Origin of the sequence: Dongia sp. (assembly GCF_041905885.1) — a bacterium.
GTDB lineage: Bacteria > Pseudomonadota > Alphaproteobacteria > Dongiales > Dongiaceae > Dongia.
Genome location: NZ_JAYRKD010000005.1, coordinates 159,060 through 180,341, shown reverse-complemented (window position 1 = coordinate 180,341; position 21,282 = coordinate 159,060). Strand labels below are relative to the sequence as shown.

Genomic DNA, 21,282 nt, shown 5'->3' with positions numbered 1-21,282 from the left:
TTACCCATACTTCCGAAGCAGCCTGCGAAACTGGTGGTAGCCCAGGCCGAGTGCCTGAGCGGCCTCGCTCTGGCTGCCGCCGGTCGTTGCCAGCGCGCGCCGCACCAGGTCGCTTTCGAACGCAGCAACTGCCGCAGCGAAGTCCTTCGGTAGCCGCACCTCGGCCTGCTCCGTCGCAACGGCAGCTCCAGGCCGCCAGGGTGACTCGAAGGGATCGATCGCGATCGTCTCGATCGGGCCCTCGCCCTCGGCGCGATAGACCGCGCGTTCCACCACGTTCCTGAGCTCGCGCACATTGCCCGGCCAGGCGTAGTCGAGCAGCTTCGCCTCGCAGGCGTGCGAGAAGCCGGGGAACAGCGGCAGGCCCAGTGCCTTCGCCATGGCGAGGCCGAAGGCGTTGGCGAGATCGAGGATATCCGCCGGCCGCGCCCTGAGCGGCGGCAAGGTCACGACGTCGAAAGCCAGGCGATCGAGCAGGTCGGCGCGGAACTCGCCCTTGGCGGCCATCGCCGGCAAGTCCAGGTTGGTGGCGGCGATGACGCGCACATCGGTGGTCATCACCCGCTCGCCGCCGACCCTTTCATATTCGCCGTATTCGATCACCCGGAGCACCTGCTCCTGCACCCTTGCTGAGGCGGTGGCGATCTCGTCCAGGAACAGGGTACCGCCGTCCGCGCGCTCGAACCGGCCGCGATGCCGATTGCGCGCGCCGGTGAAGGCGCCAGCCTCATGGCCGAACAGCTCGGTCTCCAGCAGGGTTTCCGAGAGCGCCGCGCAATTGACCTTCACGAACGGCCCCTCCCAGCGCTTGGAGAGGAAGTGCATGCGCTCGGCGATCAGCNCCTTGCCGGTGCCGCGCTCGCCGATCACCAGGGCCGGGCGGTCGAGCGGGGCCAGGCGCGAGACCTGCTCCAGCACTTCCAGGAAGGCCGGATCGGAGCCGATCAGGCTCGGCGGCTGCTGCAGATTGTCGACCATAATGGCGATATTCGCCAAATATGGCGAAATAGTCCATCGAATATCGCTATCCGTATTTCGGCAGTTGGGTTAAGTGGTTGAAATTGCTACGAACAGGACTTGGCACGACTTCTGCCAATAGAAGCGCGTCTTTCACCTGGAGAGCATCATGACCGACGAGACGCGCCACTACCGCTACTACCGCTTCGCCAATGACGCCGACAGCTTCATCGACCGGGTGCGCGGCTATCTGAGCCGCCGGACCGCCGCCGACTGGGGCTTCTTCGCCGTCGGCATCGTGCTCGGCGCGATTCTGTTCTAAGCAGCGCCGCACCCTCCCCAGATCCGCATCCGATATCCCCGAAGGAACCGACCGCCATGGGCATTTTCTCGCGCCTCACCGACATCATGAACGCCAACATCAACGCGCTCCTCGACCGCGCCGAGGATCCGGAGAAGATGGTGAAGCTGATGATCCAGGAGATGGAGGATACCTTGGTCGAGGTGCGCTCGGCCGCGGTCCGCACCATCACCGAGAAGAAGGAGATCCAGCGCCGCCTGGAGCAGCTCGCCGCCGCCGAGGCGGACTGGGCGGAGAAGGCGGAGTTCGCCATCGGGAAGGGGCGCGACGATCTCGCCAAGGGCGCATTGCTGGCCAAGCGCAAGCTTTCCGAGACGGCGCGGCAAATGGAGGGCGAGCAGAAGGCGGTCGAGGAAGCGCTGGCCCGCCACGACGAGGATCTCGCCCGCCTGCAGTCGAAGCTCGCCGAAGCCAAGGCCAAGGAGAAGGCGCTCACCATCCGCATGGCGACCGCGAAGAAGCGGGTGCAGATGCGCCAGTCTTACGCCGACGGTCGCGTCGATGACGCGCTGGCGCGGTTCGAGGCGCTGCACCGGCGGATCGACGAGCTCGAGGGCAAGGCCGAGGTCTTCGACATGGGCAAGGCCAGGTCGCTGGAGGAGGAGTTCGCCACCCTGGAGGCGGAAAGCGGCCTCGAGGCCGAACTCGAAGCCCTGAAGCAGCGGCTGAACCGATAATCGCGGCTGCTTGAACCGGGTTCCAGGCCGATCCATTTTAGGGGGGCCTCTATGATGGCGCGCCTGGTCTGGTGGGGACCTGTAGAGTTCTTAAGGATTGCAGATGGCTCAACTGCTCGAATTGCTGTTCGTCCCGGCCGTGTTGTTCATGGTCATCGTGGCGCCGCTCTGGCTGATCTTCCATTACGTCACCGTCTGGAAGACCCAGCGCAATGCCGGCCGCGCCGACCAGGGCGCCATGAACACGATGTGGGAAACCGCGCGCCGCCTGGAGAACCGGGTGGCCGCCTTGGAAAAACTGCTCGACGCCGAGGCGCCGGGCTGGCGAGGGAAGGCATTATGAGCCGCAAGCATTGGCAGCGTCACGGGTCCGGTTGCGGCTGGCACGGCGGCCCCTGGAATCGCGAGGGTTCGTCTTCCGCGACTTGGGGTGAGGGCGGCTTCGGCGGCCGCAACTTCCGGATCCTGAGCGGTCTCCGGCGCGATCCCTATCGCGGCCGGGTGAGCGGCGTCTGCGCCGGCATATCCGGTTATTACGGGATCAACTTGACGCTGATCCGCGTCGCCATGGTGATTGCCGGCCTGATCAATCCGTTCCTGACCATCGGCGGCTATGCGCTGGCGACCTGGCTGATCAAGCCGATGCCGGAGCCTCGCCCCGACGGCGGCGCGTCGGAAGTGAATGCCGGCAGTTCCGCGCAGCGTGCCGAACGCGAGAAGGCGGCGGAAGAAGAGCTGCCGCCGGAGCTCCGCTTCGCCGCCCTCAAGGACAAGTTCCGCGAGCTGGAGGAGCGCACCGGCGCGGCCGAGACCCTGGTCACCTCCTCCGAGTTCCGCCTGCGCCGCGACTTCAAGGCGATGGGCGAGGGCAAGGACGCGGACGGCGGCACGCCGGGCCCGCGCTTCGGCGCCGGCCCGAGCGCCCGCCCGCCGATGATGGGGCTGGTCGGCTGAGCCCGGGCCTGCAACACGCCTGCAACAATTCTTTCAAACTTCACCGCACCGTCATCATCTCGTCAGAATCCACCCGATCGGCTATTCTAGGAACGCGATCAGAGTCGCGGCTTCTGGAGAACCGGCGAAATGCGGGGCTCAAGCGGGCGTTGGGTGGTGGCGGTCTTCGCTGTCGGATTTGCCTGCATAGCGGCATGGTCGGGCGCGCGCGCCGACACCTATCGCAGCGGCAGCTATGTGTTCACGATCGACGGCCTTTCGCTCGACCGCGTCCAGGATGAAGTGCTGAATGCGGTGCGCCTGCCGCTCACCCTGCGCGGCGTCAGCCAGGTCGCGCGCTGGTCCGAGACGCCCTGCTACAAGATCGGCAATGCGCATGGCATCGTGGGCGAGGCGACGCTGAGCAGCGTGATCGCGGCGCTGAATGCGCGGCTGCCCTATCGGATCGAGCCCTGCCTCGCGCGGGACAAGCCGGCGATCACCTATTTCCTGATCGGCAATGCCATCGATCCCGCCGACTGGCGGGCCTTGACCCAGGCCGCGCTGCCGCAGGCGCAGATCGACTGCGACTGGCGGCAGACCGCCACCGACCCGGAGACCGGGCTGATGACCGATGCCCTGGTGGTGGTGCGCTCGACCGCGACGCGGACCAAGCGGGTCAGCGACTGCCTGATGCGCAACACCACGGACGCACTCGGTGTCGGCTGGCCGACGGCACGGCTCGATCCGGACGCGCCCACTGCAGAAGCTGATGCCCGCGAGATCAACCTGCTCTCGCTTTACATCCGCTACCGGATCACGCTGGAACTGCCGAGCTTCAAGAGCCTGTTTCAGGTCGAAGACCGGATCGCCGCTTTGGTGGCGGAAATGCACCAGGCGGGTATACTGGCGCAGAGCCAATAAGCAACCACCGGAATGCCCTGGACCCTGGTCGAGTCCGCGAACCACGCGGATACGCAGCTCGAGCTCTACGCCAAGGACGGGATCTATATGATCCGTGCCAATGGCCTGGAGTTGATGAACGGCTTCAATCATGACTCCGAGACCGCCTTCGGTCGTCTTGCCGCCGAGCTTGCGCCCGGCGCATCGCCCCGGATCCTGATCGCCGGCCTTGGCCTTGGCTATACGTTGGCAGCCGCCAGCGAAGAACTCGCTGCGAGCGGAACAATTTCCGTCGTGGAGTTCTCCGCGGCGGTGATCGGCTGGTTCGAGCGGCACGTCCGCGCTTCCGTGCTGCCGGAGATGCCGAAGAACGTCGTCATCCGCGAGTCCGATGCGATCGCGCATCTCCAGTCCGGCGCGCGCTATGACGTCATCCTGCTGGACATCGACAACGGGCCGGAGCCGTTCACGCAGGCCTCGAATGCGACGCTCTATGATCGCGCGGGTTTGGACCTACTGCGCGGGGCGCTGGCCGAGAACGGCCGCGTGCTGCTGTGGTCCGGCTTTCGGTCGGAAAGCTTCGAGGCGCTGGCGCGCGCGGCCGGTTTCGCGGTGACGCGCCGGTTGGTTGCGAACGGGCCGCGGCCCGACCTCGACCACCATATCTACATTCTGAGCTAGAGCAATTTGCCGGCGAAGGGGATCTTGCCGCTGCGGTCCTCGATCTCGACCACCCAGAGATCGGGGTCGCGCGCGGTCTGGCGGGCGATGTAGTCGTCGGCCTCGGTCTCGTTGAGGACGGCGCCGTCTTTTGCTTGAAGCCAGGCGATGTTGCCGTCGATGTCGCGGCTCTGGGTCAGCACCTTGAAGCCGGGGCCGAGCAGGTTCAGCTTCACGATCACCGCGCCGCCCCAGTCGTCGCCGCGCTTGACGACGGTCGCCATGATGCCCTGGGCGCTGCACTGGCGGATATGCGCCATCACCCAGAGCTCGGTGGCGATGCGGCCTTCGCTCATTTGGCCTTGAGGGCGTTGGCGCGGATCTGCGAGAGGCCGAGCCGCGGCGTGAGCGCCTCGGGATCGAGCTGGATCTCGATCAGCGACGGCTTGCCCGCCTTGAGGCAGCGCTCGAAGGCCGGCGCGAACTCAGGTGTCTCCTTCACGGTCTCGCCATGCGCGCCATAGGCGCGGGCGAGGGCGGCGAAGTCCGGGTTCTTCAAGTCGGTGCCGGAGACGCGGCCGGGATATTCGCGCTCCTGGTGCATGCGGATGGTGCCGTACATGCCGTTGTTGACCACCAGGAATATGACGTTAGCATTGTGCTGCACGGCGGTCGCGACTTCCTGGCCGTTCATCAGGAAACAGCCGTCGCCGTTGACCGAGACCACGATCCGCTCCGGGTGCACCAGCTTCGCGGCGACACCCGCCGGCACGCCGTAGCCCATCGAGCCGTTGGTCGGCGCCAGCTGGGTGCGGTAGGAGCGCCAGCGGTAGAAGCGGTGCCACCAGGTCGCGTAATTGCCGGCGCCGTTGGTGACGATCGCGTCCTTGGGAAGCTTGTCGCGGAGATAGGCGAGGATCTCGCCCATCTGCACCGCGCCGGCATTGGCATCGTGCTTCTGCCAGGCCTCGTAGTCGGCGCGGGCCTGCTTGGTCTCGGTATCCCAGGCCGCATGATCGACCGGCTTCATCACCCGCGCCATCTTGGCGAAGCCCTGCATGCCGGAATTGATCGGCAGCGCGGCCTGGTAGACCCGGCCCAGCTCCTCGGGCGCGGCATGCACATGGACGAGATCCATCTGCGGCACCGGCGGCTCCAGCAAGGTGTAGCCGGAAGTCGTCATCTCGCCCAGGCGTGCGCCGACCACCAGCAGCAGGTCGGCTTTCTTCACCCGCTCGGCGAGCTTCGGGTTGATGCCGATGCCGACATCGCCGGCGTAGTTCTTGTGGTCGTTGTCGAAGAAATCCTGGCAGCGGAAGGAGGCGCCGACCGGGAGGTTGTTGTTCTCGGCGAAGGCCTGGATGTCGGCGACCGCTGTCGCATCCCAACCGCCGCCGCCCAGGATGACGAAGGGCCGCTTCGCCTTGGCGAGCCGGTCGCGCAGCTCGGCCATCTGCTCGGCGCTCGGGTTGCCGCGGGCGGTGATGTAATGGCCGGCGTCCCTCACCTCGATCTTGTCGGTCAGCATGTCTTCGGGGAGTGCCAAGGCCACCGGGCCGGGGCGGCCGTTCATGGCGCGGTGGAAGGCCTGGCTCATATATTCGGGGATGCGGCGAGCGTCCTCGATCTGCGCGGTCCATTTGGTGACTTGGCCGAACAGGCGGCGGAAGTCCACTTCCTGGAACGCCTCGCGCTCGGCCTGGTCGCGGGCGACCTGGCCGATCAAGAGGATCATCGGCGTCGAATCCTGGAAGGCGGTGTGGAGGCCGACCGTCGCGTTGCTGGCGCCGGGGCCGCGGGTCACCAGGCAGATGCCGGGCTTGCCGGTCAGCTTGCCATAGGCCTCGGCCATATAGGCGGCGCCGCCTTCCTGGCGACAGGTGATGAGGCGGATCTGGTTGCTGGCGTCATGCAGCGCGTCCAGCACCGCCAGATAGCTCTCGCCCGGCACGGCGAAGGCCATATCGACGCCGTGGTTCTTCAAGGCATCGACCAGCACCTGGCCGCCGGTCCTCAATCCAGACATGATCCGCTCCCACAGTCTCTGGCGCTGAATTACCGCGCCTCTCGGACGGGGTCAAATCGCCAAGGGCTAAATCGGCGGTCTTTGCTGGGCCCAGGGCTGGCGTTTTTCCAGTACCGCGGCGATATCGATCGGGGTCAGGTCGTCGAAGCGCCGGCCGATCACCTGCAACCCGATCGGCAGCCCGTCCTTTGTCAACCCGGCCGGGATCGTGAGGGCCGGGCACTGGCTGACGAAGTTCCAGCAGGAGGTGACGTCGAGCGCCATGTAGCGGCCCTGGTCGTCCAGCCGCCAGAAGTCCTGGTCGCTGCGGCCATGGGTCGGCGCCGGCTGCGCCATGGTCGGGCAGAGGATGGCGTCGAACTTCTGCAGGATCGGCGACAGCTCCTTCCACATCTCGGTGCGGCCGAACTCCAGCTGCTTGAACTCGACCGCCGACTGTTTCAGGCCACGCTCGATCACGCCGCGCACGATCGGGTCCATCTTCTTGCCGAACTCCGGCAGCACATGGCCGAAGAAAGTCGCGAGATAGACTTCCCAATGCTTGGACCAGAGCTCGTCCTGGTCGAGGCTCCAGGACATCGAGATCTCCTCGATCTCGGCGCCGGCCTGGCGCAGGACTTCGGCGCCGCGGCGGATCGCCGCCTCGACATCCGGATGCCAGACCCTTTTACCGAAATCGAGCAGCAGGCCGAGCCGCTTGCCCTTGAGGTCGGCGGGCTTCGGCTGCAGGAAATCGAGCGCGGGCTTCAGCGACTGGATGTCGCGCTCGTCCGGGCCCTGGGTCACCTGCATGAACAGGCAGAGATCCTGGACGCTGCGGGCCAGGGGGCCGAAATGCGAGATCTGATCGAACTGGCTGGGCAGGATGGTGAAGGGGATGCGGCCGAACGAGGGCTTCAGCCCGAGCACGCCGCAGAAGCTCGCCGGGATGCGCACCGAGCCGCCCATGTCGGAGCCTTCCGCAAACGGCACGCAGCCGGTGGCGACGGCGACGCCCGATCCGCCGGAAGAGCCGCCGGCGCAGCGTTCCGGATTCCAGGGGTTGCGGGTGATGCCCCAGAGCGGGCTCTCGGTGAAGCTCGAATAGGCGAATTCCGGCGTGGTGGTCTTGCCGATCATGATGCCGCCGGCATTCTTCAACGCCTCGACGATCGGCGCGTCGTAATCCGGCACCCAGTGCTCATAGGCATAGGAGCCGAGCGTGGTGCGCTTGCCCTTGGTCGGTGTCAGGTCCTTGATCGCGAAAGGGATGCCATGCAGCGGCCCGCGGAACTTGCCGGCCTTGGCCTCGGCTTCCATCGCGCGGGCGAGGTCCAGCGATTCCTCGGGATAGACGAAGCAGAAGCAGTTCAGCTTCGCGTTGACGGTCTTGATCCGGTCGAGCGCGTTCTCGACGACGGTGACCGGGCTCAAGCTGCCGTTGCGGATCCGCGCCGCCAGTTCATGGGCGGGCGTGTAGCTCAGGTCGAGATCGGCCATGATTTCCCTCTTTGCGATGCGGCATCATGGCGGGCGGAACGCGCCTTGCCAACCACCCAGCGGCCGGTCATCCTCGCCGTTGAGGGAAAGCGGGAGGCCGTCTGTGATCGACCAGCTCACCGAAGAACAGGTCGCGCAATTCAACGCCGACGGATTCCTGATCCTGCCGAAGCTGATCGAGCGGCACGAAGCCGAAGCGGTGGCCGGGCGTTTCGAAAGCCTGTTCAAGGGCAAGTTCGAGACCGGGCTCTATCCGGACGAATGGAACTGGCAGGAAGGCCGCGACCGCCCGGACCGCGCGCGCCAGATCTGCAACGGCTGGAAATCCGACCGCACCGTGGCTTCGCTGGTGCTCAGGCGCGAGATCGGCCGGCTCTGCGCCCAGCTCGCGGGATGGCCGGGCGCGCGGATCGCCCAGGACAACGTGATCTGGAAGCCGCCGGGCGCGAAGTCGCTCGGCTATCACCAGGACAATTCCTACAACGACTGGATCGACCCGCCGAACATGCTGACCTGCTGGATCGCACTCGACGACACGAGTGCTTCCGGCGGCACGATCGAATACGTGAAGGGCTCGCACAAATGGGGCCGCTTCCCGCCAGCGAAGCAGTTCCACGCGCCCGAGGACTATCGCAAGGAAATGGTCGCGGCTGCCCACAGCCTGGGCAAGGAACCGGAGATCGCCTTCGTCGAAGTGCCGGCCGGCGGCTGCGCCTTCCACCACGGCTGGTGCTGGCACGGCTCCGGCGCCAATGCGGCGGAGCGCCCGCGCCGCTCGGCGGTCACGCATTGCATGTCGTCGGAAGCGAAGTTCCACCCGACGAAGATTTCCTACATCTACAACCGCTACAAGCGCGTCGGCGACACCGCGATGGACGAGAGCTATTTCCCGATCCTGTGGCGCGAGGACGGCTATCGCACGCCCTGGCTGGATGAGTATGTGCGGGCGAAGGTGCCGGCTTGAAGCGGATCAGAACGTCGACAGGTCCAGCCCCGGATCATACTCCCGGTCCGGCACGTCCTTGGTGATCGCCTGGCCGCAGACCACGCGCTTCTGCTCGGCGTCATAGGTCAAGCTCGGCGGACCGTAGAGGAACCAGCCCTTGTTCAGCGCCGCGGTGATGCGGTGGCAGAAGGCGGCGTCATCGGCGCCGGTCAGATAGCGGTAGAGAATCATCAGTGATGGCCGCCCTCGTGCAGGATCTCGTCGCGCATGCCGGTTTCGTAGCTCAATCCCTCCGGCGTGATCTGGCAGGCCTGCGGCCAGAACGATTTCACCAGCCCCTTGCGCTCGAGCGCGATCCAGGCGCTCTCGTTGGAGAGGCCGGAAGCGTCCTTGGACGAGAGCACGTAATTGCCGAGGTGGAAGTGGTTGCCGTGCGGACGCGGCATGCCGGTGATCATGATATGGCCGGGCTCGTCGGCGGGCTTGGCGAAGCCCTCGAGCTTGGCGAGCTCCTGGAACAGGGTCAGCGTCTTCAGCTGGAGCGCGTTCAGGTTCAGCGGATTCTTCTTCGGCATTTCTCTCGTCTCTTCAGTCGCGGAAATTCACGTATTGCAGCGGCTGCTCGATCTTGAGGCCGCGGACCAGGGCGATCGCGTCCTGCAGGTCGTCGCGCTTCTTGCCGGTGACCCGGAGCTCGTCGCCCTGGATCGCCGCCTGGACCTTCAGCTTGGCGTCCTTGATTGCCTTCACGATCTCCTTGGCGAGCTTCTGGTCGATGCCCTGCTTGACCACGACCTGCTGACGCACGGCGTTGCCCGAGGCCCGTTCCGGGTCCTTGAACTCCAAGGCCCCGGCATCCAGCTTGCGGCGGGTCACGTAGCCCTTCAGCAGCTCCTGCATCTGCTTGTGCTTCATGTCGTCGTCGGCAAACAACGTGATGGTTTCTTCCTTCCGCTCGATCGTGCATTTCGAGCCCTTGAAGTCGAACCGGGTGTCGATCTCGCGACGCGCACCGTTGATGGCGTTGTCGATTTCGTTGAGATCGGTCTTGGAGACGATGTCGAAGCTTGGCATGTCGGACCTTGGGGGATGGACCTCAGTGCAGCGGCCGGGGACTCTGCCACAAAGCGGCTTAGCTTGCCAACGAGGCCGGAATCCGGCGGTACCAGAGCGCCAGCGGCAGGGCGCGGATCCCGAAAAACAGGGTGAGGGCCGCCCACAATCCGGCATTGCCGTCGAACCAGAAGGCGCATTGCAGCGCGATCAGCCCGAGCGCGGCCGAGATCAGCATGCCGTCGCGCAGCTCCCGGCCACGGGTGGCGCCGATGAAGACGCCGTCCAGCAGGAAGCACCAGACCGAGACGATCGGCGCCACGATCACCCAGGGGAAGACCTTCTCGGCCGCTGCCACCACCTCGGCATTGGCGCTGAAGACCGGAAGCATGAAGGCGCCGACCGGCCAGAGCAGGACGGCGAGCAGGGCGGCGAGGCCGAGGCTCCAGCCGAGATTGGCCCAGAGTGCGGCGGAGAGGCGCTTCCTGTCCTTGGCGCCAACCGCCTCGCCGACCAGGGTCTCGGCCGATTGCGCGAAGCCGTCGAGGGCGTTGGCGATCAGGCCCAGAAAGCCGATCAGGATCTGGTTGGCGGCCAGCGTCACCTCTTCCTGCCGGGCGCTCAGATGGATGAAGTAGTTGAAGACCAGCATCAGCGCGAGGGTGCGGATGAAGATGTCGCGGTTGATCCGGGCGAGGCGCCCCAGCATCTCGAAGGCGAAGGTGGTGCCGCGCGCCAGCACCGGACCGAGCTTGCGCGAAATGCCCCGGGTCCAGAGGAAGCCGACCAGCGCGGTCGTCGCCTGCGCCAGCGCCGTCGCCGCGGCGACGCCCATCACGTCATAGCCGAGCTCGACGACGAAGAGGTAGCAGAGCGCGATGTTGAGGCCGTTCAGCAGGAGCTGCAGCGCGAACATGACGCGGGCACGCTGCATGCCGATCAGCCAGCCCATCATCGCGTAGAGCGAAAGGTCGAAGGGCGCCGCCAGCAGGCGGATGTGGAAATACTGCGCGGCGTAGTCCTGCACCTGCGCCGGGCCGCCGTAGATCGGCAGGCCGAGCGCGGCCAGCGGAAAGGCGGCCAGGATCAGCAGCAGTCCGATGCCGACGGCCAGGACCAGCGACCAGGTCAGCGCCTCGCGCATTTCCCGGAGATCGCGGGCGCCGTTGGCCTGGGCGGTTATGCCCGTGGTGCCCATGCGCAAGAAGCCGAAGGCCCAGAGCGTCAGGGCGGTGAAGGCCGCGCCGAGCGCGACGCCGGCCTGCTCGACCGCATCGCCGCTGCGGCCGATGAAGGCCATGTCGCAGAGGCCGGGAAGCACGGTGGTCAGGTTGGCCATGATCGCCGGGAAGGCGATCGACCAGATCCGCCGGTTCAAGGACGGCGGTACGGCCTGCCCCGGGAATGCCGAGGACAGGGCGGCCGTGAGTTGCGGCAAATCGGACGATGACATCGAGTAATTGCGCCCCGAAACCGCCCACACTATAGAGGTTGGCAGCGAGACAAGACCAGAGATCTTCGATAAATTCCCCTGATCCACTGTATTTCCTGAGGGCTTATCCGTGACGGGCTTTGAGATTCGACGTCCCTATCTCCTGTTTCTGGGCAACGCCAAGGACCAGCTGGCGGCCAAGACCGCCCAGGGCATCCTCGACTGGCGCCCGGACTGGTGCCTCGGCCAGATGCGGCTCGAGGGCTGCAATGCCGATCTCAAGATCAAGGACATGAATTTCGAGGCGGCGGCCAAGGCCGGGGCCAAGACCGTGATCGTCGGCGTCGCCAACCGCGGGGGCGTGCTGTCGCCGGACTGGGTGGATATGCTGGCGGGCGCGCTGGAGCTCGGCATGGATCTCGCCAGCGGGCTGCACCAGCGCCTCTCCGATCATCCGCAGCTGGTCGAGACCGCCAGGCGCCTCGGGCGCGAGCTGCACGATGTCCGCCACCCGACCCGCGAGTTCGAAGTCGGGTCCGGCGCGAAGCGCGCGGGCAAGCGGCTGCTGGCCGTTGGGACAGACTGCTCGGTCGGCAAGATGTACACGACGCTGGCACTCGAGAAGGAAATGAAGAAGCGCGGCGCCAAGGCCGATTTCAGGGCGACGGGCCAGACCGGTATCTTCATCGCCGGCTCCGGCGTCTCGATCGACGCGGTGGTCTCGGACTTCGTCTCCGGCGCGGTCGAATGGCTGTCGCCGGCCAACGATGCCGACCATTGGGATCTGGTGGAGGGGCAGGGCTCGCTGTTCCACGCCTCCTATGCCGGGGTCAGCCTCGGGCTGCTGCACGGCGCACAGCCCGATGCGCTGGTGCTCTGCCATGAGCCGACGCGCAAGCACATGCGCGGCCTGCCGCATTACCCGCTGCCGGACCTCAAGGCTTGCATGGAAGCCAATCTCGCCGCGGCCAAGCTCACCAATCCCAAGGTGAAGTTCGTCGGCGCCAGCATCAACACCAAAGGGCTCGATGAAGCGGCCGCAAAGGACTACCTCGTCAAGGTCGAGCGCGAGATCGGCCTGCCGACGGTCGATCCAATCCGCACGGGAGTCGGCCGCATCGCCGATCAGCTCACATGACCCGAAAGCTCAAGATCAAAAGCGAGAGCTTCAAGCTTGCCCAGACCTTCACCATCTCGCGCGGCTCGAAGAGCGAAGCGGAAGTCCTGGTGGTCGAGATCGAGGAGGACGGCAAGACCGGCCGCGGCGAATGCGTGCCTTACGCCCGCTACAAGGAGAGCGTCGGCAGCGTCACCGAGATCGTCGAAAGCCTGCGCAATGCGATCGAAGGCGGCGTTGGCCGGCAACGGCTCAGGAATCTCCTGAAGCCGGGCGCCGCGCGCAACGCGATCGACTGCGCGCTCTGGGATCTCGAGGCCAAGCTCGCGGGCAAGCCGGCCTGGGAGATCGCCGGGCTGGAGAAGCCGCATGACGTGGTGACGACCTACACCTTGAGCCTCGACACGCCGGCGAAGATGGCGGAAGCAGCCAAGGCGAATGCCAGCCGGCCGTTCCTGAAGCTGAAGCTCGCCGGGCCGGAGGATCTGGAGCGCGTCAAGGCCGTGCACCAGGCGGCGCCGAACGCCAAGCTGATGGTCGATGCCAACGAGGGCTGGTCGATCGACGACTACAAGGCGCTCTCGCCGCTGCTGAAGAACCTGGGCGTGGTGCTGATCGAGCAGCCGCTGCCGGCCGAGGACGATCTCGCGATCCTGGCGGTGAAGGGCTCGGTGCCGGTCTGCGCCGACGAGAGCTGCCACGACCTCTCGTCGCTCCGCACGCTGCACGGCCGCTATCAGTGCGTGAACATCAAGCTCGACAAGGCCGGTGGCTTGACCGAAGCGCTGGCCATGGTCGCCGAGGCGCGGCGCCTGGAGTTCCAGGTGATGGTCGGCTGCATGGTGGCGACCTCACTTTCCATGGCGCCCGGCTTCCTGGTGGCGCAAACCGCGGAATTCGTCGACCTCGATGGCCCGCTGCTCCTGGCGGAAGACCGCCCGCACGGCTTCAAGTTCACCGGCAGCACCATGCATCCGAATACGCCGGAGCTTTGGGGATAGGCGACTCCGCCGTCGAACAGTGCTCCGCTGCACCCCGTCTCCCTACGGGCGAGGGGGCGCAGCGGTGCGCTTGCCGATTTAGGGTCAGCGCGGCGCGAAGAATTCCTGTAGATTCCGCGCCGCCGTTTCGATGTGCTGGGTGAGGATGGCGCAAGCTTCGTCGGCGTCATGCGCCGCGCAGGCGTCGATCATGCCGCGGTGTTCTTCCTGCGAAAGATGATTGCGGCCCATCGCTGCCAGGTGAAAACGCAGGAAGCGATCGGCCGCCGCCAGCTGCTGGTCCACCAGGGTGAGCAGGCGCGGCCGGCCGGCGCGGCTGTAGAGCGTCATGTGGAGGCGACGGTTCAATTCGCCCAAACGCGCCTGACCGCTTTCCGCGTCCATCTCCTCGACGGTCTCGCGCGCCCGCTTGAGATCGTCCTTGGTGAGATGCGGCACCGAGAGGCGCAAGGCCGCGGGTTCGAGCGCGGCGCGGATCGCGTAATTGTCGGCGCCCTCGGCGGCGGAGATTTCCGTCACCACCGCGCCACGGTGCGGATAGAAGTCGACCAGGGCCTGCGCCTCGAGCTGGCGCAAGGCTTCGCGGATCGGCATCCGGCTCAAGCCGAACTCGGCGGCGAGATCCTCCTGCCGCAAGGGCGTGCCGCCGGGCAGGGCGCCGGTCAGAATCGCCTCCTTCAAGGTGCTCTCGACATATTCCGTCGCCGTGCGAAAGCGCGGCTGCTTGGCGTCGATCAGCTTGGCGAGCGTTCCCAAATGATTGAAATTCCTTTCTAATATCTATTTGTCGATTGGATCCAATTTCAGTATAGCTAGAGGCCGAGGCGGGGGCAATGCCGCCGCCAGTTGCTGGGGAAGTGCGATGAGCCTTGGGTCAGAGACGATGGGCGGCGACGTGCCGGCGAAGGCGGTCGGACCCTGGCCGCCGATCCTTGCCGGCCTGCTGGCCTCGGTGGTCGGCTATGGCAGCTCCTTCGCAATCGTGCTGCAGGGGCTGATCGGCGTCGGCGCGACCCCGGGCCAGGCGGAATCCGGATTGCTGGCCGTCGGCACCATGATGGGGCTCGCGGCGGTCGTGTTCGGGCTGAAGTACCGCATGCCGATCGCGATCGCCTGGTCGACGCCGGGCGCGGCCTTGCTCGCCGCGACCGGGGTGATCGAAGGCGGCTTTGCCGCCGCGGTCGGCGCCTTCATCATCGCCGGCGCGCTGGTCGTCGTCGCGGGCCTGTGGAAGCCGCTCGGCCGCGCGGTGCTGGCGATCCCGGCGCCGCTCGCCAATTCGATGCTGGCCGGCGTGCTGTTGAGCTTCTGCATTGCGCCGGTCAAGGCCGTCGCCGAAGTGCCGATGATGGCGCTGCCGGTGGTGATCGGCTGGGTGGTGGTCGCGCGCTTCGCGCGGCTCTACGCGGCGCCCGCCGCGGTGGTGATCGCAGTGTTGATGTATGCGCTGGCTGCCTTCGGCCTGCTGCCCGGCAGCGAGTCCGCTCCCGCGGCGCCGCTCGCCGGCGGCTGGCAATGGCCGGCGCTCGAATGGGTGACGCCGGTCTTCTCCTGGTCGGCCGTGGTCTCGATCGCACTGCCGCTGTTCCTGGTGACGATGGCGTCGCAGAATATTCCGGGCTTCGCCGTGCTGCGCGCCAACGGTTATGAGCCGCCGTCGGCGCCGCTGCTGGTCGGCACCGGCGCCTCGACCTTGATCGCCGCACCCTTCGGCGGCCATGCGATCAATCTCGCCGCCATCACCGCGGCGATCTGCGCCGGGCCCGATGCGCATCCCGATCCGAAGCAGCGCTACATTGCCGCGGTCACCTCGGGTGCCGCCTATGTGGCGATGGGAATCCTGGCCCCGTTCGCGGCCGGGTTTATCACCGCCTCGCCGCCGATCCTGATCGAGGCGGTCGCCGGCTTGGCCCTGCTCGGCGCCTTCGGCTCGTCGAGCCTCGCCTTCCTCAGTGCCGCGAAGGAACGCGACGCCGCGCTTGTGACATTCGTCACCACGGCGTCCGGCTTCTCGGTCTTCGGCATCGGCGCCGCCTTCTGGGGGCTGGTGGCCGGCGGCGCGGTGCTCGCCCTGCACCGCTTGGGAAGCCGCGCGTAACAAGGCTTTCAAGCCTGCCCCGACAACGACTTAGGCGCGGAGTCCTCGGGACGTTCGCGCGCGGATTCACGCTTTTATCCCAAGAAATTAAGAATTTGGTACGAATCGCGTATATGATGCGGGGCATCGGGATTCTTGGGTAATCGGGGTCTGAAGGGTGAGCATCGCGCATATCCTCTGCGTGGATGACGATATTGCCGGACTGACGCAGCTCGGACAGCAGCTGCGCCAGGCGGGCTATACCGTCACGGCCGCGGCCGGCGGGCAGGCGGCGCTCGACCTGCTGGATGCGCAGCATTTCGACCTGGTCATGCTGGACTTGAGCATGCCGGATATGGGCGGGCTCGAGGTGCTTTACCGCGTGCGCCAGGGGCTCAGGCCCGACGAGCTGCCGATCATCATGATGTCCGATGTCGGCGAGGACGACCTCGTCGCCGGCGCGCTCAACGACGGCGCCGACGACTACGTCTCCAAGCCGCTGCATTTGCCCGTGGCGATGGCGCGGATCCGCTCGCATCTCGCGCGCTGCGCGGCGATCGCCGCCAACAAGAGCGAGCAGGAGCGCTTCGCGCTCGCCGTCGCCGGTTCCAGCGACGGCATCTGGGACTGGATCATCAAGACCGACCAGCTCTATTTCTCGCCGCGCTGCCTTGAGCTGCTCGGGCTCGATCGCGACGCGGTGCTCGACACCATGGACAGCTGGGTCGGCATGCTGCATCGCGACGACGTGGACGCGTTCCAGCTGGCCTTGCGCAACCATCTCGAAGGCATCTCGCTCGCCTTCCAGATCGAATGCCGGATCCAGCACGCCAACATGACCTATCGCTGGTTCCTGGTGCGCGGCACCTCGCTCCGCAACGAATACGGCAAGGCCTGGCGGGTCGCGGGCTCGATCAGCGACATCAGCGAGCGCAAGCTCACCGACGCGATGACCGGCCTGCCCAACCGGATCGTGCTCTATGACCGCATCAACCAGTCGATCATCAAGACCAAGCGGCGCGACCGTGCCGGCGGCACCGTCACCGCCGCGAACTTCGGCATCATCCTGCTGCAGATCGACCGCTACGAGACCATGCGCGAGGCCTATGGCCAGGCCTTCTGCGACCTGGTGCAGAAGGCGGTGTCGCAGCGCCTGATCACCACCCTGCGTACCACCGACACGCTGACCATCATGTCGGAAAACACCATGTGCATCCTGGTCGATGTGATGCGCGACGACACCGATCTGGTGCGCGTCGCCAACCGGGTGAAGAAGGCCGCCGAAGAGCCGATCACCATGGGCGAGGAATCGGTCATGCTGACGCTCTCGATCGGCATGGCGCAGGCGCAGCCGCATCACGAGATCGCCGACGAGCTGATCAAGGACGCGACCGCCGCGCTCAACAAGGCGCGCGACGAGGGCGGCGGGCAGGAGGTCGTGTTCGACCCCGAAATGCAGCGCCGCGCCCGCGACCGCCTGCGCATCGAGGCCGACCTGCACCAGGCCCTGCGCCGCGACGAGCTGCTGGTGCTCTACCAGCCGATCGTCGACTTGAATTCCGGCGCGTTGTCCGGCTTCGAGGCGCTGGTGCGCTGGCACCACCCGACCCGCGGCATGGTCTCGCCGATGGATTTCATCCCGATCGCCGAGGAGACCGGGTTGATCGTGCCGATCGGCACCTGGGTGCTGCAGCAATCCTGCCGCCAGGCGCGGGCCTGGATCGACGCCGGCGCCGACCCGGAACTGTTCGTCAGCGTCAACGTCTCCAGCCGCCAGCTCGACGGGCCGGCCTTGCCGGACATCGTGCGCGCGGCGCTGGACACCAACAGATTGGAACCGCAGCGCTTGAAGCTGGAGATCACCGAGAGCGCGGTCATGCGCGACTTCGAGGTGACCCTGGGCCTGCTGAACCGGTTGCGGTCGATCGGCGCCGGCCTGTCGCTGGACGATTTCGGCACCGGCTATTCGTCGCTCTCGCTGCTGAAGCGCCTGCCGATCGACACCTTGAAGGTCGATCGCTCCTTCGTCTCCTCGATGGGCGTCGATTCCGCCGGCGTGCGGATGGTGGAAGCGATCCTGCAGCTGGCGCGGCTGTTCCGCCTCAAGGTCGTGGCCGAGGGCATCGAGCGCAACGAGGAATCCGAGCTCCTGCGGGCGCTCTCCTGCGAATACGGCCAGGGCTGGCTGTTCGGCAAGCCGCTGACCGCCGATGCCTGCATGGAGCGGCTGCTGAAACGCGACAAGGCGGTCGCGAACTAACTCAACCTTCCAGGCAGCGGCTTTCCTCCGCCACCTTCCGGATCGGCTTCGGCAGTTCCGGCAGCGCGAGGCCGGCCTCGAACTTCGACTTCGAATCCGGTGCCGCCTTCGGCGCGTCGAGACCGCCGGAGATGCGGATCGGGATGTCGAGCGCGAAGAAGCCGGTCGACTTCGGGTCCGAGCGGATGGTGAGATCGACCGCGTTCTTGGCGAGGTCGATCGTGCCGCCGCCGGTCAAGGTCGCTTCCGGGGTCCGCAGGATCAGCGGCGAAATCTGGGCGACGCCGTCCTTCACCACGGCGATGCCGAGCAGGCATTTGACCGCGGACATGCCCTCGCCCTTGCGGAAGATGGTGCGCAGATCGACCGAGGCCTTTTCCAGGACGTCGCGCGAGACCTTGCCTTCGGTCATCGCGAAGACCGCGCTGCCTTGGCCCTGTGACAGGATCTCGCCGAGCTTGGCCGCGTGCGCATCGAGGGCGATCCGGGCGCTGACCTTGCCCGCAATCTCCGTCGTCGCGGCGCCCAAAGTCTTCAGCAGCTCGGCGAGATTGCCGCCGGGCAACCCGGCATTGAGATGCAGCCGCGTCGCCTTGCCGTCGCGCTTCGCCGTGCCGTTCGCTTCGAAGCTGGTGCCGGCCATGGCGAATTTGACGCTGTCGATATCGACCGCGCCCGGCGCGGCGCTGCCGACCAAGGCGAAGCCCGGCAGCGTGGTCTTGCCGTATTTCAGCCGCTTGGCCGCAAGATCGGCCTGGATCGCCGGTGCCGTCTTTTCGGGCAGCTGGAGCTCGATCGACTTCCAATCGGTCTTGGCCTGCTGCTTGCCGAGCATGCTGTCGAGGACCAGCGTGTCGTAGCGCGCCGTGACCGCCATCTTGTCGGTGCCGCCGCGCGGGCCTTCGTCGAGCACGAAGCGGCCGGTGACCGGGTTCTCCGCCGTCGTGCCGGTGATGCCGTCGATCTGCCAGCGATTGCCCTGGTGCGAGAGCGCGCCGTTAAGCTTGACCGGGAAGGCCGCGGAGAGGCCGGCATCGAAGGCTTCCAGCAGCTTGCCGAAATTCCTGGTCTCGATGGTCAACGCCGCCTTGTCGATGCCGTCGAAGTCCAGTGGGTTCATCAGCGGGCCCTCGAATGCAATCCTGCTGTCCTCGTTGGCCAGCGTGAAGGCTTCGACAAAGGGGACGGAGGCATCGCGCAAACGGACGAAGGAATCCGTGGTCGCTTCGAGCCGCGCCGGGAGGTCGTTGTAGGCGCCCTCGGCGGTGACCATGACCGGCTGGTCGTCGTCCGGCGTCTGCACCGTGGCCTGCTTCAAGGCGATGACCAGCGGCTTGCCGCTGCTGGTGCGGTAGGTGACGGTCGCGGTCTGCAGCGCGAAATCGAGCAGGGTCGGAAACTGGGTCCGGTCCTTCGGCATCAGGCCGAGGCCGCCTCCCCCACCGCCATCCGCGCCGCCGCCACCGGCGAATTTCCAATTGCCGGTGCCCTTGTCGTCGCGCTCGAGCAGGATGTCGGGGCGCGTCACCTCCAGCCGGCGATAGCGGATCGTGCCGTCGAGCAGCGGCCATAGGTCGACCAGCGCCAGGATGTGCTCGACGCTGGCCATCTCGGGCCGCGTGCCCCAGTCCGCGTTGGCGATGCGCAGGTCGCGGATCTCGATGCTGAGCGGATCGCCCCAGCCGATCTTCAGCGCACCGATCGTGACCTGGCGGCCGAGCGCCTCGCTGCCTTTGTGCTCGGCGTAGCTGCGATAGTCGAGGCTCATCGCCCAAAGCACGCCGGCGCCGGCCAGCAACACCAGGACCAGCAGCAGGGAGAGGATGACGATCGCGACCTGGCGTAAGCGCACGCGCGGCTCCGAAGGGAAGGGGCGCAGCCCCGGGCTTACGCTCAGCCCAATAACACCGCGGCCTGAGCCGGGTTGCTAGAGTTCCGGCATCCGGAACGGCTGAATCTGCTCGAAGGCCTGGGCGGCCCGCAGCACGCGGTGGTCGCCGAGGATCGGACCGACGATCTGCAGCCCGACCGGCAGGCCGGCCTTGGTGAAGCCGCAGGGGACCGAGATGGCCGGCTGGCGGGTCAGGTTGAAGGGATAGGTGAAGGGGGTCCAGTCGTTCCACTCGCCGCGCCCGGCCTGGGGCGGATAATCCGATCCGGCGGCGAAGGCCGCGATCGGCATGGTCGGCGTGATCAGCAGGTCCCAGGACTGCAGGAAGGCCAGCATCTTCGAGCCCAGGGCCTCGCGCGCCTTGATCGAGGCGGCGTATTCCACCGCGGGCAGGCGGCTGCCCTGCTCGGCGATATAGGCAAAGCCGGGATCGAGCCTGCGGCGCTGCGCCGCCGTCATGCCGCGCACCTGCACGGCGGCGCCGACGAACCAGTGGTGCTGGAAGGCGAGCAGGCTGTCCTCGAGCACCGGCGGCACCTCGACCAGGTTGGCGCCGAGCTCGGTGAAGCGCTTGGCCGCCGCGGCGACGATCGCGGCGATCTCCGGATCGACCCTGGCCCCGGAGAGCGTCGGCGAGAAGGCAATGCGCCAGCCCTTGATCCCACGCGCGAGCCCGGCGCGAAAGGCGCGGTCCTCCATCGGCAGGGCGTAGAAGTCGGCGGGGAAGGGCTCGGTCAGCACCTCCATCATCAGCGCGGCATCGGCGACGCTGCGGGTGATCGGTCCGCCGGTCGACAGCGTGCCGTAGGGCGAAGGCGGGTGGCGCGGCACGATGCCATAGGTCGGCTTGAATCCGACCACGCCGGTGAAGCTGGCGGGAATCCGGATCGAGCCGCCGCCGTCGGTGCCGACATGCAAGGCGCCCATGCCGCAGGCGGCCGCCACCGCGGCGCCGCCGCTGCTGCCGCCGGAGGTCAGCTCGGCTTTCCAGGGGTTGCGGGTGATGCCGTGAACCGGGCTGTCGGTGACGCCCTTCCAGCCGAATTCCGGTGTCGTGGTCTTGCCCAGCAGCACCGCGCCCGAACGCCGCAAGCTGGCGACCAGCACGCCGTCCGCGTCCCAATCCTGATCCGGGTCAACGGTGCGCGAGCCACGCAAGGTCGGCCAGCCGCGCGCCAGGATCAGGTCCTTGACCGTGGTGGGAACGCCGTCCAGCGGCCCCAGGGTTTCCCCGGCCTTCCAGCGCGCCTCCGACTGCCGGGCGTAGTTCAGCGCGCATTCCTGATCGACCACGCAGAAGGCATTGAATCGCGGGTTGTGCCGCTCGATGGCGGCCAGCGCGGCCTTGGTCGCCTCGACCGGCGAGAGTTCTCGGGAAGCGTAAAGCTCAAGCAACCGGGTCGCGGGCAGGAGATGGAGCGGCAATTCCATGGGGTCTCGGGCTCGAGCGCAGGCAGGTCGACCTAGGTCGATTTACCTGTATTGGTAAAGGAACGTCTTCCCGAAGAC

22 protein-coding genes are annotated in these 21,282 nt (G+C 66.7%); 11 read left to right on the top strand and 11 right to left on the bottom strand.

Annotated elements, in window-relative coordinates; all coding sequences use genetic code 11:
* Nucleotides 1-978, bottom strand: coding sequence for a phage shock protein operon transcriptional activator (gene pspF / locus ACH2CY_RS07100; protein WP_395017545.1), 978 nt, complete (start codon nucleotides 976-978; stop codon nucleotides 1-3).
* Between the two features lie 148 nt (nucleotides 979-1,126).
* Between pspF and ACH2CY_RS07095 the strand changes: the two genes are divergently transcribed.
* The 6 genes from ACH2CY_RS07095 (at nucleotide 1,127) to ACH2CY_RS07070 (ending at nucleotide 4,512) form a co-directional block, all read left to right on the top strand.
* Entirely contained in the window at nucleotides 1,127-1,279 is a 153-nt protein-coding gene (locus ACH2CY_RS07095) for a hypothetical protein (RefSeq protein WP_395017542.1), read from the top strand.
* Between the two features lie 56 nt (nucleotides 1,280-1,335).
* On the top strand, nucleotides 1,336-1,995 hold the full coding sequence (pspA, locus tag ACH2CY_RS07090) for a phage shock protein PspA (RefSeq protein WP_395017541.1): 660 nt from the start codon (nucleotides 1,336-1,338) through the stop codon (nucleotides 1,993-1,995).
* A gap of 103 nt (nucleotides 1,996-2,098) precedes the next feature.
* A complete protein-coding gene (gene pspB, locus ACH2CY_RS07085) occupies nucleotides 2,099-2,338 on the top strand; it encodes an envelope stress response membrane protein PspB (RefSeq protein WP_395017538.1) in 240 nt (79 codons plus the stop codon).
* A complete protein-coding gene (locus tag ACH2CY_RS07080) occupies nucleotides 2,335-2,949 on the top strand; it encodes a PspC domain-containing protein (RefSeq protein WP_395017537.1) in 615 nt (204 codons plus the stop codon). The genes pspB and ACH2CY_RS07080 overlap by 4 nt, the downstream gene beginning before the upstream one ends.
* A 156-nt stretch (nucleotides 2,950-3,105) precedes the next feature.
* The gene (locus tag ACH2CY_RS07075; RefSeq protein ID WP_395017534.1) at nucleotides 3,106-3,852 is read left to right on the top strand and encodes a hypothetical protein; all 747 of its coding nucleotides are present in this window, start codon (nucleotides 3,106-3,108) and stop codon (nucleotides 3,850-3,852) included.
* A gap of 12 nt (nucleotides 3,853-3,864) precedes the next feature.
* Nucleotides 3,865-4,512, top strand: a complete 648-nt coding sequence (locus ACH2CY_RS07070; protein WP_395017531.1) for a hypothetical protein — start codon at nucleotides 3,865-3,867, stop codon at nucleotides 4,510-4,512.
* On the opposite strand, the gene ACH2CY_RS07065 is transcribed toward ACH2CY_RS07070, so the two are convergent.
* From ACH2CY_RS07065 to ACH2CY_RS07055, 3 genes are all read right to left on the bottom strand, one after another.
* Entirely contained in the window at nucleotides 4,509-4,847 is a 339-nt protein-coding gene (locus tag ACH2CY_RS07065; protein ID WP_395017528.1) for a DUF1491 family protein, read from the bottom strand. The two genes, ACH2CY_RS07070 and ACH2CY_RS07065, sit on opposite strands and share 4 nt — an antisense overlap.
* Nucleotides 4,844-6,517, bottom strand: a complete 1,674-nt coding sequence (locus tag ACH2CY_RS07060) for a thiamine pyrophosphate-binding protein (protein ID WP_395017526.1) — start codon at nucleotides 6,515-6,517, stop codon at nucleotides 4,844-4,846. Before ACH2CY_RS07060 ends, ACH2CY_RS07065 begins: the two co-directional genes overlap by 4 nt.
* 66 nt (nucleotides 6,518-6,583) lie before the next feature.
* Nucleotides 6,584-7,996: an amidase gene (locus tag ACH2CY_RS07055; RefSeq protein ID WP_395017523.1), complete on the bottom strand. Its 1,413-nt coding sequence runs from the start codon at nucleotides 7,994-7,996 to the stop codon at nucleotides 6,584-6,586.
* A gap of 103 nt (nucleotides 7,997-8,099) precedes the next feature.
* Here ACH2CY_RS07055 and ACH2CY_RS07050 point away from each other — a divergent pair, with 103 nt between their 5' ends.
* The gene (locus tag ACH2CY_RS07050; RefSeq protein WP_395017522.1) at nucleotides 8,100-8,960 is read left to right on the top strand and encodes a phytanoyl-CoA dioxygenase family protein; all 861 of its coding nucleotides are present in this window, start codon (nucleotides 8,100-8,102) and stop codon (nucleotides 8,958-8,960) included.
* Between the two features lie 6 nt (nucleotides 8,961-8,966).
* On the opposite strand, the gene ACH2CY_RS07045 is transcribed toward ACH2CY_RS07050, so the two are convergent.
* The 4 genes from ACH2CY_RS07045 to ACH2CY_RS07030 are packed head-to-tail and all read right to left on the bottom strand — an operon-like array spanning nucleotide 8,967 to nucleotide 11,448.
* Entirely contained in the window at nucleotides 8,967-9,173 is a 207-nt protein-coding gene (locus ACH2CY_RS07045; RefSeq protein ID WP_395017520.1) for a DUF1737 domain-containing protein, read from the bottom strand.
* Nucleotides 9,173-9,517, bottom strand: a complete 345-nt coding sequence (locus tag ACH2CY_RS07040; RefSeq protein ID WP_395017518.1) for a hypothetical protein — start codon at nucleotides 9,515-9,517, stop codon at nucleotides 9,173-9,175. Before ACH2CY_RS07040 ends, ACH2CY_RS07045 begins: the two co-directional genes overlap by 1 nt.
* A gap of 13 nt (nucleotides 9,518-9,530) precedes the next feature.
* Entirely contained in the window at nucleotides 9,531-10,016 is a 486-nt protein-coding gene (locus ACH2CY_RS07035; protein WP_395017516.1) for a YajQ family cyclic di-GMP-binding protein, read from the bottom strand.
* Between the two features lie 58 nt (nucleotides 10,017-10,074).
* Complete coding sequence (locus tag ACH2CY_RS07030; RefSeq protein WP_395017514.1) at nucleotides 10,075-11,448, bottom strand: MATE family efflux transporter; 1,374 nt, start codon at nucleotides 11,446-11,448, stop codon at nucleotides 10,075-10,077.
* A gap of 109 nt (nucleotides 11,449-11,557) precedes the next feature.
* On the opposite strand from ACH2CY_RS07030, the gene dgcN reads away from it, so the two are divergent.
* Nucleotides 11,558-12,565, top strand: a complete 1,008-nt coding sequence (dgcN, locus tag ACH2CY_RS07025; protein ID WP_395017513.1) for an N-acetyltransferase DgcN — start codon at nucleotides 11,558-11,560, stop codon at nucleotides 12,563-12,565.
* Nucleotides 12,562-13,545: an N-acetyl-D-Glu racemase DgcA gene (dgcA, locus tag ACH2CY_RS07020; protein WP_395017511.1), complete on the top strand. Its 984-nt coding sequence runs from the start codon at nucleotides 12,562-12,564 to the stop codon at nucleotides 13,543-13,545. Before dgcN ends, dgcA begins: the two co-directional genes overlap by 4 nt.
* A gap of 84 nt (nucleotides 13,546-13,629) precedes the next feature.
* Here the strand turns inward: dgcA and ACH2CY_RS07015 are convergent, their stop codons facing one another.
* Nucleotides 13,630-14,301: a GntR family transcriptional regulator gene (locus ACH2CY_RS07015; RefSeq protein WP_395017510.1), complete on the bottom strand. Its 672-nt coding sequence runs from the start codon at nucleotides 14,299-14,301 to the stop codon at nucleotides 13,630-13,632.
* A gap of 106 nt (nucleotides 14,302-14,407) precedes the next feature.
* Between ACH2CY_RS07015 and ACH2CY_RS07010 the strand changes: the two genes are divergently transcribed.
* Together ACH2CY_RS07010 and ACH2CY_RS07005 are read left to right on the top strand one after the other, a co-directional pair.
* On the top strand, nucleotides 14,408-15,643 hold the full coding sequence (locus ACH2CY_RS07010) for a benzoate/H(+) symporter BenE family transporter (protein ID WP_395017509.1): 1,236 nt from the start codon (nucleotides 14,408-14,410) through the stop codon (nucleotides 15,641-15,643).
* 157 nt (nucleotides 15,644-15,800) lie between these two features.
* Nucleotides 15,801-17,882 (top strand): putative bifunctional diguanylate cyclase/phosphodiesterase, encoded by a 2,082-nt coding sequence (locus tag ACH2CY_RS07005; protein WP_395017508.1) that lies wholly within the window; start codon nucleotides 15,801-15,803, stop codon nucleotides 17,880-17,882.
* 1 nt (nucleotide 17,883) lies between these two features.
* Here ACH2CY_RS07005 and ACH2CY_RS07000 read toward each other — a convergent pair whose 3' ends face one another.
* Nucleotides 17,884-19,734, bottom strand: coding sequence for an AsmA-like C-terminal region-containing protein (locus tag ACH2CY_RS07000; protein WP_395017505.1), 1,851 nt, complete (start codon nucleotides 19,732-19,734; stop codon nucleotides 17,884-17,886).
* A 75-nt stretch (nucleotides 19,735-19,809) separates the two neighbouring features.
* Nucleotides 19,810-21,204 carry an amidase gene (locus tag ACH2CY_RS06995; protein ID WP_395017503.1) on the bottom strand — a complete coding sequence of 465 codons (1,395 nt, stop codon included), beginning with the start codon at nucleotides 21,202-21,204 and terminating at the stop codon, nucleotides 19,810-19,812.
* Between the last annotated feature and the right edge of the window lie 78 nt (nucleotides 21,205-21,282).

Bases quoted from the DNA above. Each gene is read 5' to 3' on its own strand.
- ACH2CY_RS07065 (WP_395017528.1), bottom strand. From the start codon at position 4,847: ATGAGCGAAGGCCGCATCGCCACCGAGCTCTGGGTGATGGCGCATATC.
- ACH2CY_RS07040 (WP_395017518.1), bottom strand. From the start codon at position 9,517: ATGCCGAAGAAGAATCCGCTGAACCTGAACGCGCTCCAGCTGAAGACG.
- ACH2CY_RS07095 (WP_395017542.1), top strand. From the start codon at position 1,127: ATGACCGACGAGACGCGCCACTACCGCTACTACCGCTTCGCCAATGAC.
- ACH2CY_RS07060 (WP_395017526.1), bottom strand. From the start codon at position 6,517: ATGTCTGGATTGAGGACCGGCGGCCAGGTGCTGGTCGATGCCTTGAAG.
- ACH2CY_RS07045 (WP_395017520.1), bottom strand. From the start codon at position 9,173: ATGATTCTCTACCGCTATCTGACCGGCGCCGATGACGCCGCCTTCTGC.
- ACH2CY_RS07055 (WP_395017523.1), bottom strand. From the start codon at position 7,996: ATGGCCGATCTCGACCTGAGCTACACGCCCGCCCATGAACTGGCGGCG.
- ACH2CY_RS07010 (WP_395017509.1), top strand. From the start codon at position 14,408: ATGAGCCTTGGGTCAGAGACGATGGGCGGCGACGTGCCGGCGAAGGCG.
- ACH2CY_RS07030 (WP_395017514.1), bottom strand. From the start codon at position 11,448: ATGTCATCGTCCGATTTGCCGCAACTCACGGCCGCCCTGTCCTCGGCA.
- ACH2CY_RS07035 (WP_395017516.1), bottom strand. From the start codon at position 10,016: ATGCCAAGCTTCGACATCGTCTCCAAGACCGATCTCAACGAAATCGAC.
- dgcA (WP_395017511.1), top strand. From the start codon at position 12,562: ATGACCCGAAAGCTCAAGATCAAAAGCGAGAGCTTCAAGCTTGCCCAG.
- ACH2CY_RS07070 (WP_395017531.1), top strand. From the start codon at position 3,865: ATGCCCTGGACCCTGGTCGAGTCCGCGAACCACGCGGATACGCAGCTC.
- ACH2CY_RS06995 (WP_395017503.1), bottom strand. From the start codon at position 21,204: ATGGAATTGCCGCTCCATCTCCTGCCCGCGACCCGGTTGCTTGAGCTT.
- ACH2CY_RS07080 (WP_395017537.1), top strand. From the start codon at position 2,335: ATGAGCCGCAAGCATTGGCAGCGTCACGGGTCCGGTTGCGGCTGGCAC.
- pspA (WP_395017541.1), top strand. From the start codon at position 1,336: ATGGGCATTTTCTCGCGCCTCACCGACATCATGAACGCCAACATCAAC.
- pspB (WP_395017538.1), top strand. From the start codon at position 2,099: ATGGCTCAACTGCTCGAATTGCTGTTCGTCCCGGCCGTGTTGTTCATG.